This window comes from Streptococcus parasanguinis, assembly GCF_031582885.1.
GTDB classification, from domain to species: Bacteria; Bacillota; Bacilli; order Lactobacillales; family Streptococcaceae; genus Streptococcus; species Streptococcus parasanguinis_M.
The window spans coordinates 1,096,238-1,109,177 of the sequence record NZ_CP133988.1 but is presented as its reverse complement, the minus strand read 5'-3'; the positions used below and the strand labels follow the sequence as shown (position 1 = coordinate 1,109,177).

Annotated in this window: 16 protein-coding genes; 4 read left to right on the top strand and 12 right to left on the bottom strand. The window is 40.0% G+C overall.

Annotated elements, in window-relative coordinates; genetic code table 11:
• The first annotated feature begins 27 nt into the window (after nucleotides 1–27).
• Entirely contained in the window at nucleotides 28–1,377 is a 1,350-nt protein-coding gene (gorA, locus tag RDV49_RS05245; RefSeq protein ID WP_003008085.1) for a glutathione-disulfide reductase, read from the top strand.
• A 193-nt stretch (nucleotides 1,378–1,570) separates the two neighbouring features.
• Here gorA and RDV49_RS05240 read toward each other — a convergent pair whose 3' ends face one another.
• From RDV49_RS05240 to RDV49_RS05230, 3 genes are all read right to left on the bottom strand, one after another.
• On the bottom strand, nucleotides 1,571–2,302 hold the full coding sequence (locus RDV49_RS05240) for a cyclase family protein (RefSeq protein WP_003008090.1): 732 nt from the start codon (nucleotides 2,300–2,302) through the stop codon (nucleotides 1,571–1,573).
• Between the two features lie 12 nt (nucleotides 2,303–2,314).
• Nucleotides 2,315–3,457, bottom strand: coding sequence for a 5-methyltetrahydropteroyltriglutamate--homocysteine S-methyltransferase (locus RDV49_RS05235; protein ID WP_003008093.1), 1,143 nt, complete (start codon nucleotides 3,455–3,457; stop codon nucleotides 2,315–2,317).
• Between the two features lie 164 nt (nucleotides 3,458–3,621).
• Nucleotides 3,622–3,834, bottom strand: a complete 213-nt coding sequence (locus RDV49_RS05230) for a YdbC family protein (RefSeq protein WP_003002541.1) — start codon at nucleotides 3,832–3,834, stop codon at nucleotides 3,622–3,624.
• A 90-nt stretch (nucleotides 3,835–3,924) separates the two neighbouring features.
• Between RDV49_RS05230 and RDV49_RS05225 the strand changes: the two genes are divergently transcribed.
• Nucleotides 3,925–4,257: a hypothetical protein gene (locus RDV49_RS05225; protein ID WP_003008097.1), complete on the top strand. Its 333-nt coding sequence runs from the start codon at nucleotides 3,925–3,927 to the stop codon at nucleotides 4,255–4,257.
• Nucleotides 4,258–4,472: 215 nt separating this feature from the next.
• Here the strand turns inward: RDV49_RS05225 and RDV49_RS05220 are convergent, their stop codons facing one another.
• Nucleotides 4,473–4,802: a winged helix-turn-helix transcriptional regulator gene (locus RDV49_RS05220; RefSeq protein ID WP_037607991.1), complete on the bottom strand. Its 330-nt coding sequence runs from the start codon at nucleotides 4,800–4,802 to the stop codon at nucleotides 4,473–4,475.
• 268 nt (nucleotides 4,803–5,070) lie between these two features.
• On the opposite strand from RDV49_RS05220, the gene RDV49_RS05215 reads away from it, so the two are divergent.
• Nucleotides 5,071–6,441 (top strand): MFS transporter, encoded by a 1,371-nt coding sequence (locus RDV49_RS05215; RefSeq protein WP_003008103.1) that lies wholly within the window; start codon nucleotides 5,071–5,073, stop codon nucleotides 6,439–6,441.
• 182 nt (nucleotides 6,442–6,623) lie between these two features.
• On the opposite strand, the gene RDV49_RS05210 is transcribed toward RDV49_RS05215, so the two are convergent.
• Both RDV49_RS05210 and RDV49_RS05205 read right to left on the bottom strand, forming a co-directional pair.
• The gene (locus tag RDV49_RS05210) at nucleotides 6,624–7,910 is read right to left on the bottom strand and encodes a peptidase U32 family protein (RefSeq protein ID WP_003002878.1); all 1,287 of its coding nucleotides are present in this window, start codon (nucleotides 7,908–7,910) and stop codon (nucleotides 6,624–6,626) included.
• 95 nt (nucleotides 7,911–8,005) lie between these two features.
• Nucleotides 8,006–8,935, bottom strand: a complete 930-nt coding sequence (locus RDV49_RS05205) for a peptidase U32 family protein (protein ID WP_003008104.1) — start codon at nucleotides 8,933–8,935, stop codon at nucleotides 8,006–8,008.
• A gap of 129 nt (nucleotides 8,936–9,064) precedes the next feature.
• Between RDV49_RS05205 and RDV49_RS05200 the strand changes: the two genes are divergently transcribed.
• The gene (locus RDV49_RS05200) at nucleotides 9,065–9,358 is read left to right on the top strand and encodes a DUF3270 family protein (RefSeq protein WP_003008106.1); all 294 of its coding nucleotides are present in this window, start codon (nucleotides 9,065–9,067) and stop codon (nucleotides 9,356–9,358) included.
• A 131-nt stretch (nucleotides 9,359–9,489) separates the two neighbouring features.
• Here RDV49_RS05200 and RDV49_RS05195 read toward each other — a convergent pair whose 3' ends face one another.
• The 6 genes from RDV49_RS05195 to RDV49_RS05170 all read right to left on the bottom strand — a co-directional run bounded on the left by RDV49_RS05195 (nucleotide 9,490) and on the right by RDV49_RS05170 (nucleotide 12,902).
• Complete coding sequence (locus RDV49_RS05195) at nucleotides 9,490–9,948, bottom strand: YtxH domain-containing protein (RefSeq protein WP_003008108.1); 459 nt, start codon at nucleotides 9,946–9,948, stop codon at nucleotides 9,490–9,492.
• A 14-nt stretch (nucleotides 9,949–9,962) separates the two neighbouring features.
• The gene (locus RDV49_RS05190) at nucleotides 9,963–10,346 is read right to left on the bottom strand and encodes a DUF948 domain-containing protein (protein WP_003008109.1); all 384 of its coding nucleotides are present in this window, start codon (nucleotides 10,344–10,346) and stop codon (nucleotides 9,963–9,965) included.
• A gap of 3 nt (nucleotides 10,347–10,349) precedes the next feature.
• Complete coding sequence (lgt, locus tag RDV49_RS05185) at nucleotides 10,350–11,132, bottom strand: prolipoprotein diacylglyceryl transferase (RefSeq protein ID WP_003008112.1); 783 nt, start codon at nucleotides 11,130–11,132, stop codon at nucleotides 10,350–10,352.
• Complete coding sequence (gene hprK, locus RDV49_RS05180; protein WP_003008114.1) at nucleotides 11,129–12,061, bottom strand: HPr(Ser) kinase/phosphatase; 933 nt, start codon at nucleotides 12,059–12,061, stop codon at nucleotides 11,129–11,131. The genes lgt and hprK overlap by 4 nt, the downstream gene beginning before the upstream one ends.
• 172 nt (nucleotides 12,062–12,233) lie before the next feature.
• Nucleotides 12,234–12,497, bottom strand: a complete 264-nt coding sequence (locus RDV49_RS05175; protein WP_230454169.1) for a hypothetical protein — start codon at nucleotides 12,495–12,497, stop codon at nucleotides 12,234–12,236.
• Nucleotides 12,498–12,620: 123 nt separating this feature from the next.
• Nucleotides 12,621–12,902, bottom strand: a complete 282-nt coding sequence (locus RDV49_RS05170) for a PspC domain-containing protein (protein WP_003005023.1) — start codon at nucleotides 12,900–12,902, stop codon at nucleotides 12,621–12,623.
• Between the last annotated feature and the right edge of the window lie 38 nt (nucleotides 12,903–12,940).

Sequence of the window (12,940 nt, the reverse complement as noted above, 5' to 3'; positions counted from 1 at the left end):
AACTGAAGTCCCATTTAGGAGGAAAACATGAAAGAATTTGATATTATTTCAATCGGTGGAGGTAGTGGAGGAATCGCTACGATGAACCGGGCTGGAGAGTACGGAGCGCGCGCTGCTGTCATTGAAGAAAAACAATTGGGTGGCACCTGTGTCAACAGAGGATGTGTGCCTAAAAAGATTATGTGGTATGGTGCACAAATTGCAGAAGCAATTCGCGATTATGGACCAGACTATGGATTTACTTCTGAACAGACAAAATTTGATTTTGCAACCTTAAGAAAAAATCGCGAAGCCTATATTGACCGTTCCCGTAATTCCTATGATGGCAGTTTCAAACGCAATGGGGTTGAACGAATTGAAGGACGTGCCCGTTTTGTGGATGCTCATACGGTTGAGGTAAATGGAGAAACCATTAAGGCCAAGCATATCGTAATTGCGACCGGTGCCCATCCCTTTATTCCTTCTGTTCCTGGAGCTGAATTTGGCGAAACTTCTGATGATGTCTTTGCTTGGGAAGAACTTCCTACATCTGTTGCCATTATTGGAGCTGGCTACATCGCAGTGGAACTAGCCGGTGTGCTCCATGCCCTTGGTGTTCAGACCGATCTCTTCGTTCGCGGTGATCGTCCCTTAAGAAAGTTTGATTCCTACATTGTCGATGGCTTAATGGAAGAAATGGAAAAACAAAACCTTCCGCTTCACAAACATAAGGTTCCCATGAAGCTTGAAAAATTAGAAGACGGTCGTGTGAAGATTTATTTTGAGGATATGACCAGCCACGTGGCAGATCATGTTATCTGGGCAACAGGACGAAAACCAAACGTCCAGGATCTCAATCTAGAAGCTGCAGGCGTCACCTTAAATGAAAAGGGATTCATTGAAGTAGATGAATACCAGAATACAGTTATTCCAGGAATCTATGCTCTTGGGGATGTCACAGGAGAAAAAGAATTAACTCCTGTCGCTATTAAAGCTGGACGCACTCTTTCTGAACGACTATTCAATGGAAAAGTGAATGCCAAAATGGATTATACAAACATCCCGACCGTTGTCTTTTCTCACCCCGCTATCGGAACCGTTGGCCTAACGGAGGAAGAAGCCCATCAAACTTATGGAAAAGAGAATATCAAAGTCTATACTTCTCAATTTGCTTCCATGTACACTGCTGTAACCCAACACCGCCAGCAAGCAAAATTTAAACTCATCACAGCAGGACCAGAAGAAAAAGTCGTTGGCCTTCACGGTCTTGGCTACGGAGTGGATGAAATGATCCAAGGATTTGCAGTTGCTATCAAGATGGGAGCGACAAAAGCCGATTTCGATGCAACTGTCGCCATTCACCCAACCGGATCCGAAGAATTTGTGACAATGAGATAAAAAATAAGAGGCTGGGGCAAAAGTCCTAGCCTCTCAATTGTTTTTGGATTGTCGAGCAAGACGCAGTGGTTGAGTGGGCTCTAATACGCTGATTCCATCAGCTTTTACAGCCCTACTCAACTGTGCGGAGGTGGGACGACGAAATCGAATTCTATCAAATTACCGATTTCTGTCCCACTCTCTTTTTCTTTGTTTATGGTAAGATGGCAATGGCACGGACAGGTGAACCAGTTGCCTTGTCCCAGTGAGGGAAAGCAATCGAAATCAAAGAACCTACAGCTGGAACTTGGTCCAATTGGTTCAAGACTTCAACTTGGTAGATATTTTGTTCCAAGAGGTAGTATTCATTGACCAAGCCATGCTCTGCTGCTGGAATACCTGCATCGGTATCAAAGGTTTCATGACCCACAGCCTTAACATGGCGTTCATGAATCAAGAATTCCAAGGCTTCACGGCTCCATCCTGGACTTTGTTGAACCCCATTTTCATCAAGATTGCGCATAGCATCTTGATCTGGCCAACGTTTTGACCAATCACTACGGAAGGCAACAAAAGCACCCTCAGCAATTTGTCCATGCTCTGCCTCAAAGTCTAAGATATCTTGTTTGCTCAAGATAAAGTTTGGATTGGCAGCAACTTCTTTAGACTTGTCGATAACATAAAGTGGCAAGAGGAGATCTTTGAGGTCAATCTCATCCAACCAACGGCCCCCTTCTACAAAGTGAATCGGTGCATCGATATGCGTTCCGTATTGACCAACCACTGTAAATTTTTGAACATGGAAACCATCTTTTAATGTGAAAAGATCTTCTTGTTGCAAGGCAGGAAGGGCTGGGAAGTGTGGACTTTCCGCATTGATTTGGTGACTCAAGTCCACCCATTTTTTAGCTTGCAATTCTTTATAAATACTTAGTAAATCTGACATGTTTCTTCCTCCTTATTCGCCCCAAACTTCAGCGACAATTTCCTTAATCAAACCGATTTTTTTCCATTGGTCTTCTTCTGTCAAAATGTTTCCTTCTTCTGTCGAAGCAAAGCCACACTGAGTAGACAGGTAAAGATTTTCCAACGGTACATACTGACTTGCTTCTTTAATACGAGCAATCACTTCGTCCTTATTCTCCAATTGACCACTCTTAGATGTCAAGAGGCCTAATACCACACCTTTTCCAGGAGTTACTTCTGCAAGTGGTTCAAAACCACCAGCACGATCAGTGTCAAACTCTAGGAAGTAAGCATTGACGGCTTCTTCTCCAAGGAGTTCTTTGGCAATCGGCGCATAACCACCTGATGAAGCCCAAGTAGAATGGAAGTTCCCACGACAAACGTGCGTATTGACGGTCAAACCAGCTGGAACATTTTGGTAGACATCGTTGTTAAAGGTCAAGAAGAGATCAGCGAGTTCTCGGCGAACCTCATCTTTTGACTTGCCTTGAGCTGCTCCCCAAGCCGTCAAGAAATTATCATCTACCAAGACACCCCAAGTACAATCATCTACTTGAAGGGTCCTAAGTCCAGCGTCATACAAATCTTGAATCACTTGAAGATAGGCTTGCTTGATATCTTCACGAACAGCCGCAAAATCAGGATAGATGGTATTCAATTGTTCTACATGTTCTGCATCACGGATCAATTCAAAATAGAATTGCGCAGGTGCTGGGATGGTATATTTAGCCTCTACACCATCTACATCTGCCACAAGATCCCTCAAGAACTTGTAATGCTCTACAAATGGATGATTGGCTCCTGTGATTTTTCCAACGACAAGCGCTGAGTCCGCCTTGGTTGTTTCATCATGGAATTGATAGCCTTGGGCAGCTTGGACATGATCAATGCCCCCAAAGCCCCAGAAGAAATCCAAATGCCAATAAGCTCGGCGGAATTCTCCATCTGTTACTGACTTTAGACCAGCAACAATTTCTTTTTCAACGAGGTCACGAATCGCCTGATCTTCTACTTTTGTTAAGTCAGACTGACTGATTTTTCCAGCTGCGAAATCTTCACGAGCTTGAACCAAAGCTGCTGGACGAAGAAATGAACCAACATGGTCTACGCGATAAGGTGCATGTGTATGTGTCAATATGATTCCCTCTTTCCTATAAGTTTTACATTAATTCATCAATGCAACCATTATAGCAGTCCAACACCTGACAAACAAGGGTTTGGGATAATCTAATATCTTTGACATCTATATAGTCTTAGACTATAACAAAAAAAGAAGTCCTTGAAGGACCTCTTTTTATTTTAATTTTTAAATGCATCGAGCATAACTTGAAACTCTTCGTTCGTGAGTGTAATGCCTTTCCCCATCTTTGTATGGTCGGGACTCCAGGTCCGGATATCATACTTAGCTGGAGCACCGTTAAAACTTACACGGTTCAATTCCTTGGTCCAACCCTTGTCATTTTCTGACAAGACCAGTAAATGTTCTTCGATTTGGAATGAAAATTCTGCCATTTCACGACTCCTTTCTTGCCTTCTCATCTCTATTATTCGTAAATCATTTACAAAATCGTTGAAATTATCTATAATATATTGTATCAAGTTATGGAGAATTTAGCTATGAAAAAATTTCTCGAGATCGTTAAAGACCGAGCAAATGAATTTTTCAATGGAAAAGTCAGTACCCCTGCCCCATTAGAAGATGAGAGAATTATTGACATCATTCAACAAGCTTTGCGAAAAAAACAAGGGGTTCATGTTATTTTTTCAAACAAGAGTTTTACAGGTGATATTGTCAAGTATGACCAAGAACGCCGACAACTGATCGTGAAAAATTTTAAAAAGAGTATGTCCACGATTATTCGGATTTCTGAGATCCAGAAAATCAGTTTGGTCCCCAATAATATTCGCATCGCCCAACAAAAAGGAGAGGTTTAACCCTCTCTTTTATATTGAAGACAAACGTCATTTTTGGCGTTTGTTTTTATTACTTTCAATCTCATTTCTATATTTATTAGAGTATCAAAAAAATTCCAGTACATACTACTAGTATTGACGTTGCCTTGATTAAAAAGGTTACCAAATCTTTCGTAATTACATTATCTATTTATAGAAAAATATTAGTAATAAATTACGTAAATTCAATCTAATCTCTAATCACCATAAGTTTGCTCCCATTTTTTCATTTCTTCAACGATACTTCTTAGAGCAATACCTTTTTTTGTCATTTTATATTCAACCTGTGGAGGCGATGTCGGTAAAACTTTTCTTGATAAAATACCTTCTTGCTCGAAATCATGTAACCGTTGAGCTAATATTCTAGGATTAATACCTTCTACACTACGCAAAAGACTACTATAATGTATATTACCATCAATAATTTCAGATAAGATCTCAAGAGTAAATTTACCTTTTAGTAAATTCAAGACCCTTCTTGCTGGACAAATTGATTTTTTCAAAGATTGCTTCATGCAAGTCTCCATTCGTTTCCTCCTTTTTTGATAGTTACTATACTTTTTTTCCCTTCTTGTTTCAGAAATAATTACATGATAAGCTAATTATATCATTTGAAAGGGGAAATTACTATGGATATTATAACTAAGTTTGACCGTATCAAAGATATTCTCGGTTGCGCTGATGGAAGATACTTTGGCACTGGATATACTCAAGTAAAATGTTTTCAGAAAGTTAAATATATTGCTTTTGATTGATAAATGAAAATTGGTTTGATGAAATAACGGAGGAAGCTTGATGAAAAAAACAAATACAAAAGCGCCAGCTTATCTACTTTTTATTCTTTCACTAGGATACATTATGGCGGTCCTAGATACAACCGGAGTGGTTCTTGCTGTTCCCCATATTGAAACAGCTATGAGCGTCTCATTAGAGCAATCCATTTGGATTATTAACGCCTATACACTAGCTTTAGGGTCTTTACTCCTACTTTCAGGAAATCTAACAACAAAATATGGTTCTAAACGAATTTTATTATTTGGAATGACAATTTTTACACTTGCCTCATTTGGGTGCTCTTTTTCACCAAATATTGAAACATTAATTATACTTAGATTCATTCAAGGTTTCGGTGCTTCTTTGTTTATGCCTAGTTCATTAGCACTTTTATTCATTTCATACCCTGATTCTACTAAAAGAGCACGTATGTTAGGAATTTGGACAGCAATTATTTCTGTTGCAACCGGTACTGGTTCTTTTATTGGTGGACTAATTATTAACTACTTCGGATGGAGGGGTATTTTCTTAATCAATATTCCATTGGGAATTTTGACAGTAATTTCTATATTACTTCTCGTGAAAAACAATATTGCCAATCCAAAGACCAGAATTGACATTTTCAGTAATATCTTTCTTGTTGCAACTATCGGAAGTCTAGTTATTTACCTTGTTGAAGGGAATCAATATGGCTATACTAACCTAAATCTTTTATTGTTTCTTCTCCTGTTTTTATTATTTGCTATTGGTTTAGTAGTCCACGATAAAAAAAGTAAAGCACCTATTGTTCCCCACCAACTATTAAAAAATGCTAAGTTTATTGTCTCTAATCTGTTGGGCTTAGTGGTTAATATTTCATTATATGGTATCGTTTTGGTGCTAGGTCTTTATTTTCAAACTTATTTAAACCTCTCCTCAATGATTTCTGGACTCCTCATTCTACCAGGAATGATTGTCTTAATTATTGGTAATTTATTTTATGCACGTGCTGTAAAACGATTTTCCGTGGGGAGCCTAGCTACTGTCTCAATTATTTTTGCCATTGTAGGAGCAGCAGGAATTTTTGGAATGGGAGTCTTTTTTCATGAAATTCAACTATACATCCTAATTCCTTTATTTTCTTTAATGAGTCTAGGTATCGGTGTTTTAACTCCAGCGACTACAACCATTCTTATGGAAGCTGCTGGTCAAGAATTATCTGGAATTGCAGGTGCAACTCTAAACGCTAACAAACAAATTGGTGGACTTTTTGGTACAACAATTATGGGGATTATAACTACTAATTTATCCCATGATTGGAATATGGTCATCATTGTCGCATTTCTTGTTAACGTGATAATGTATATTGCTACTTGGTTAATTGCTAGTCGTTACCTTTATGGAAAAGAATAAAACTAAACAGAATGCATTCAATTTAAAAGTTGATTATACAGAAAAAAAACTCTTACAAATGCTATTATGTAGGCATTCAAAGAGTTTTCACTATATGGTAACCAAACTCTATAGGAGAAGTTTTTCTTTTCCTGATAGGATTTGTCTACATTCTGAGAGAGGTTTAACCCTCTCTTTTTTTGTTATACTCGAACGGTTTTACTTGCCCCATCTTTTGAGTAGAGATTGATTAAACCTTCTTGGCAAGAACGAATCATATCTCCTGGCTTGACTTCTTGTGGGACGGTGATCGTGAGAAGTTCCATCGGATTTGGTGCGCGATCAATCTTCACTCCATCCTTATCATGCAAGTCTTGGATCTGGCATTCAAAATGACGGAAACCTGGTCCGTAGAATTCCACTTGGTCGCCTTCATTGATGACATTCCGTTGGCGAATCGTCGCAGTCATGGTAGATGGATCAAAGTCCACCACTTCTCCTACAAATTTGTATTGAGGAATCTTACGACGTGCCCCAAACAATTGTTCATTTTCAGTCGGTGTTTGGTAGTAGAATCCAGTTGCTAATTCACGTTGAGCAACCTTCCACAATTCATTGATCAAATCATCCTTGATGGCATAAAAGGCTTCTGGACTTTCCATATAGGCATCACAAGCTGCCTTGTAACAGTTGGCTACTGTTGATACGTAATGGACAGATTTCATCCGGCCTTCAATCTTCAAGCTATCAACCCCATTATCAATCATGTCTGGAATATTTTCGATCATACACATGTCCACGGCTGACATAGAGTATTCTTCTGGGACTTGCCCTTTGATACTCTTGCGTTCTTGGCCAAATGGCATATCGTAGAGATCGTATTTCCAACGACAAGATTGAGAACAGCCACCACGGTTGGCATCCCGGTCAGACATGTGGTTAGAAAGGGTACAACGTCCGGAATAGGAAATACACATAGCTCCATGAACGAAAGCTTCGATCTCAAGATCGGTACGCTTACGGATCTCTGCCAACTCTTCCATGGATACCTCACGGGCCAAGACGACACGGGTCAAGCCATATTCTTTCCAGAAATGGAAGGTCTCCACATTGGTTGCAGAAGCTTGCGTAGACAAGTGAATATTGAGTCCAGGTGCATAGGTTGCACAGATTTCAATCAAGGCCGGGTCTGAGACGATCACGGCGTCAAGGCCCATATCCCGTAATTCACGGAACCATTCACCAGCCCCTTGTTCATTTCCCTCATGGGTCACCATGTTTGAAGCGACGTGCACATCCACTCCACGGGCATGAGCATACTCAATTCCTTCACGAAGCTCATCCATGGTGAAGTTTCCGGCACGACTACGCAACCCATAGGCTTGTCCACCAACGAACACAGCGTCTGCCCCATAATTAACGGCAACTTTTAATTTTTCTAATGTTCCAGCAGGTACCAAGACCTCTGGACGTTTTTTTGTATTTGTCATGTTTTCTCCAATTTACAAGATTGTCGATATGATGAATAGCCTCTTCGTTCCCTGAAAAAGGAAAACTCACAAACGAAGAAGCCCTAGTTTTTTTATTATTTTACACGATCTGGTTCGTAATCATAGAAACCAGTATCCAAACCACGATTAGCTGGATGTAATTTGCGGATTTCTTCATCAAACAGATAGGCTTGATCCTGTGTAAATGTTCCTTTTTGAATCAAATCACGGGCCTTGACAAAGTACTCTGTAATCTTGACAAATTTTTCCCCCGGACAGTAGACACCATCGAGTTTCCAATGATCAAATCCATGTTCTACCAACTCAGACAATTTGGTCATCATATTCAAGTCATTATTTGAGAAGATATGGGTTCCATGTTTGTCCTCATAGACTGAATAATGAGAATTTGGATCTCCTGGTTCTGCTAAGAACAGATCGCGAGCTTTGGTCACAGACTCTTCTGTCTTGATAAAGTTGTAATAATTCTGAAGAAGAGGCCGTTTCGAATGGTGGATAATGCTAGCACCATAGACCAAGACCTCTGCTGGAATCTGAAGATTCTCAGCCATTACGAATAATTCGGCAGATGGAATCTCACGAGCCAAAACAGCCTCAGAAGCTCCTGCTTGTTTTCCCCAGAAATTGATCTGGCGGCTAGAAGTGACCATGGTTGAGGCATCGTAAATCGTTTTGAATGGATAGCCATCTCGTTTCAAGACATAAAAAACGCCCGCATCTCCGACAGTAATATAATCAGCCTGAATTTCCTTTAGAAAATCTAGGAAAGGCTTGATTGAATCCATCATCGATTGGTGCATGAGTGCATTTACAGCTACTGTCAATTCTTTGCCAGCAGCATGGACTAATTGGGCAATTCGATTTATTTCGTCATAGCTTAAAGTTTGAGGCAATCGTAATCCGTAATCTTTTTCACCGACATAGATTCGGTCAACCCCTGCATCAATCAGGGCTTGCGCTTGCTCAACACTCTCTGCTGTTGCTGTAATAATAATATTTTTCATAGAACCATTATAACAAAAATTCCGATATTCTAGAAAAATTTATTCATTTTGTAAAATTTGTAACATTTTTGTAACATTTATATACCTGAATTCATGATAGAATAATAGAGTACTGTTAGGAGAGAGAAAATGCCCGTAAGAAATTTAAGACACTATGATGAAGAATTCGATTATATCGAATTAACCAAACAAACCCAAGAAACCCCTATTCAGGACTACGCTCCTGAAGTTGAACCCGCGCCTCAATTAAGTGAATTGCTATATTTTTTAAATATCGCTATTTTCTGTGTGTTGACAGTTGTGTTTAGTTTTATCTTTTTAGCAACGAAAATGAATACCTTCTTTGCGTTTGCCTTAGCTATTGGTTCTAGCTTTGCTAGTATTCAAGGATTCCGAATTTACTACAATAAACGAAAAAAATAAAAATCAGGTTCGCCTGATTTTTTTATTTACTCGAATTTTTTTAATTGGAATAACAGTTGGAAGACAAAACTTAACTGCCAATTGCCATCTTACCTTCCATAAAAAATGAGGCTCACTGAGCCTCATTTTTTTTATACTTCTTTTGTTTCTTCTTCAGCTGCTTCTTTAGAATCTTTTTCATCCAACTCTAACACGATGTCTTCAGATTCTGTTTGTTTGCGAATGGATTGAACCAAGTCATTGCCACTTAGATTTTCTTTTTGAAGTTTATCCTTAAATGAGTGATAGACTTCTTGAGATTTTTCAACCACATCTTGCGTTTTTTCTTTGACAGATTCCAAAACAGTTCCTGTCGTAATTTCTCCAGAACCAACTTTTTCTTTGGTTTGTTGGATCACTTCTGCTGCTTGTTTTGAAACATCCTTAGCAGTTTGTTTTACCGATTCATGTACTTCTTGAGGATCTTCTTGATAATCTTTTACGAAGCGCACCACTTTTTTAGTGACTTTCTTTCCTTGCTCTGTTGATAAATAGTAGGCTGCTGAAGCACCTGAAATCACACCAATTAATAAACTAGATAAACGTCCCATATTCTTCCTCGATTCTATTTAAATAATTTTGAAGCCATCTTAATCGCTTTTAATCCGATAGAGGCTTTCACTGTTTTTTCACCAGCTGACACTGCTTTGACACTCAATTGACGGGCTTGATCATTCAAATCTGAAACAGACTCTGAAAGATCCGCCACGGCTGTAAAGAGTGGGTCAATCGTTGCAACTTTTTGATTCAAATCATCCGTTAAAACATTGACTTTTGCCAATAGATCATTGGTCTGATGCAAGGTAACATTGACATCTGATGTCAAAACTTGGATGGTTTTTTGCGTCTCATCTACAACTTTTCCAATCTTTGAGAGGAAAAAAATCATATAAATGACAAGCGCTACTAAGGCAAGGCCTAAGAGGCCGTAGGCAATTTCAATAAACATATATTACTCCTTTGCTTCTACATAATAAGGGGCTTTTTTGCGACGTTGGTAGATGATGATGGCGAGTCCAACTAGAATCAGGATCATCGACAACCACTGGGAAACACGTAAGCCCGCAAACATCAGGCTATCTGTCCGCATTCCTTCGATGATCATCCGACCAAAACCATACCAGATAAGGTAAAAGGCTGTGATCTCACCTTGTCGCAAAAATTGTGGCTTCCTACGAAGAATCAAGATCAAGAGAAAACCTAGCAGATTCCAACTGGATTCATATAAGAAGGTTGGCTGACGGTAACTGCCATCTATATACATTTGGTCTCGAATAAAAGAGGGCAGGTAGTTAAGACTTTTAACAGCAGCTCCATAAGCTTCCTGGTTAAAGAAGTTCCCCCATCGCCCAATACTCTGTGCAATCATGACGCTTGGGGCCGCAATATCTAAAAAGTCGATCGGTTCAATCAAACGTCTACGAGAGAATAGATAGAGGACAAGGGCACCTGTCAAGAGGCCACCATAAATCGCGATTCCTCCGTTCCAGATGGCGAAAATCTCACCCAGGTGCTGGCTATAGTAACCCCATTCGAAAATAACGTAATAGAGTCTAGCCCCCACAATCGCAAGAGGAAAGGCGATCAAAATGAAATCAATGATAGCATCTGGATCAATTTTTTTACGGGGCGCTTCTTTCATAGAAAGATAAACGGCTAGAATCAAGCCAGAGACAATACAAATCGCGTACCAACGAATACTGATCGGACCTAATTGAAGGGCTACTGGATTCATTCCTTCACCTCATTTTGACTAATCAACTGGGACAAACGTTCTTCAAAAGTTTTGGTAGCATCATAGCCCATTTCTTTGGCCCGAACATTCATCGCTGCAGCTTCGATCACGACCGAAATGTTCCGACCAGTCTTCACAGGGATGCGAATCCGAGGAATGGTCACGCCACCGATTTCCAACTCTTCTGCATTATTACCAAGACGATCATAAACCTGATCCTTAGCATAATTTTCCAAGTAAACGGCGATTTGGACTTGTGAAGAATCCTTCACAGCACTCGCACCGTAGAGACTCATGACATCGATAATCCCGACACCACGGATCTCTAGTAAGTGGCGTAGGATTTCAGCTGGCTCTCCCCAAAGGGTCATCTCATCTCTCGCATAGATATCGACCCGGTCATCTGCTACAAGGCGGTGACCCCGCTTGACAAGTTCCAAACCTGTCTCGCTTTTTCCGATTCCGCTATCTCCTTGGATCAAGACACCCATCCCATAAATATCCATCAAGACACCGTGTACACTCGTACGTTCTGCTAGCCGACTATCCAAATAGCTAGAAAGCTCTCCAGATAAACGACTCGTTGCAACATTGCTCTTCAAAATGGCTAGTTGCTTCTCTTCCGCAGCACGCAACATTTCTTCTGGAATTTCTAAATTCCGCGCGACAATGATGACAGGTGTCTCTGGCTGGAACATCTTGCGCAAGACCTGATGACGGTTGTGAGAGCTCATTTTCACCAAGTAAGACCATTCTTTCATTCCTACAAGCTGAATCCGCTCAGGTGTGTAATAGTCGAAATAGCCCGTCATTTCAAGACCTGGACGTGAAATGTCCGCAGTCGTAATTTCCTTGCTTAAGAGGCTATCATCCCCATAAACAACCGATAGACGAAGCTTTTCCTGTATATCGCGAACAGTAACTGCCATATCATTCTCCCTTTTCAAATTCTCTCTCTATTATAGCAGATTTTCTCTTCAGACGAGAGACTGAAGTGTCATTTGAAAGATCCATTTTCAACTCCTTTTTAAGGCAAGCAAAAAGAGGCCAAGACAAATGTCTTCAACCTCTAGGAAATGATGGGAACATATAAAGAATGCTCTAGCCTTGGCCTTGCAAAAAATCTTTGATCATAGATTTGATTCCGGTAGAGACCGCATAGACCACCGCATTTGAAGGAAATGCGATCAAGCCGAGCATAAAGACGTAAGGTCCTCCACCCAATAAGGAGAAAACCAGATACACAACTGGCAAAAATAAAATCGAAAACCGATAAATTTGTGGCTTTCTAGCCATTTCTGTTGGCAGAAACAAGAGGTAGAAGAGACTATTCCAAATGCCCAGTGGAAAAAGGAGCATTCCCATCAAAACTGTTCCAACTCCTTCCCCAAAAAAACGATTTAAAATGAAAAACTGTCCTATAAAACTGAAGAAGAGATATAGAATAAAAGCAAGGGAATAGAACTTCTGCTTCACTCGGATCTCCCTTTAGAAAAATGGACTATCATTCTGATCATGGATGGGTTCAGCCTCTTTTCTTCGACGAGGTCGAGGGCCATAGTCAAACATTTCCTGCTCCTCCTCGTCCTTATAAGGTAAGGTCGTATCTAACAGTAAATAGATAATCACACCGATAAAGGCATGAGAAACCGTAAAAAGAATAAACAAGAAGCGTAGGAGAGTTACACTAAGACCAAATTTATCGGCTAAGCCAGCTAGCACACCTGAAACCAGGCGATGTCGTTTTAATTTGTAAAATGATGATGTCATTTGATTTTCCTCTTTCTAGTTAGACCTATTTTAGCAGA

Coding starts and splice junctions, on each gene's coding strand:
- gorA (WP_003008085.1), top strand. CDS start 28: ATGAAAGAATTTGATATTATTTCAATCGGTGGAGGTAGTGGAGGAATC.
- RDV49_RS05240 (WP_003008090.1), bottom strand. CDS start 2,302: ATGTCAGATTTACTAAGTATTTATAAAGAATTGCAAGCTAAAAAATGG.
- RDV49_RS05230 (WP_003002541.1), bottom strand. CDS start 3,834: ATGGCAGAATTTTCATTCCAAATCGAAGAACATTTACTGGTCTTGTCA.
- RDV49_RS05225 (WP_003008097.1), top strand. CDS start 3,925: ATGGAGAATTTAGCTATGAAAAAATTTCTCGAGATCGTTAAAGACCGA.
- RDV49_RS05220 (WP_037607991.1), bottom strand. CDS start 4,802: ATGGAGACTTGCATGAAGCAATCTTTGAAAAAATCAATTTGTCCAGCA.
- RDV49_RS05215 (WP_003008103.1), top strand. CDS start 5,071: ATGAAAAAAACAAATACAAAAGCGCCAGCTTATCTACTTTTTATTCTT.
- RDV49_RS05210 (WP_003002878.1), bottom strand. CDS start 7,910: ATGACAAATACAAAAAAACGTCCAGAGGTCTTGGTACCTGCTGGAACA.
- RDV49_RS05205 (WP_003008104.1), bottom strand. CDS start 8,935: ATGAAAAATATTATTATTACAGCAACAGCAGAGAGTGTTGAGCAAGCG.
- RDV49_RS05200 (WP_003008106.1), top strand. CDS start 9,065: ATGCCCGTAAGAAATTTAAGACACTATGATGAAGAATTCGATTATATC.
- RDV49_RS05195 (WP_003008108.1), bottom strand. CDS start 9,948: ATGGGACGTTTATCTAGTTTATTAATTGGTGTGATTTCAGGTGCTTCA.
- RDV49_RS05190 (WP_003008109.1), bottom strand. CDS start 10,346: ATGTTTATTGAAATTGCCTACGGCCTCTTAGGCCTTGCCTTAGTAGCG.
- lgt (WP_003008112.1), bottom strand. CDS start 11,132: ATGAATCCAGTAGCCCTTCAATTAGGTCCGATCAGTATTCGTTGGTAC.
- hprK (WP_003008114.1), bottom strand. CDS start 12,061: ATGGCAGTTACTGTTCGCGATATACAGGAAAAGCTTCGTCTATCGGTT.
- RDV49_RS05175 (WP_230454169.1), bottom strand. CDS start 12,497: ATGGGAATGCTCCTTTTTCCACTGGGCATTTGGAATAGTCTCTTCTAC.
- RDV49_RS05170 (WP_003005023.1), bottom strand. CDS start 12,902: ATGACATCATCATTTTACAAATTAAAACGACATCGCCTGGTTTCAGGT.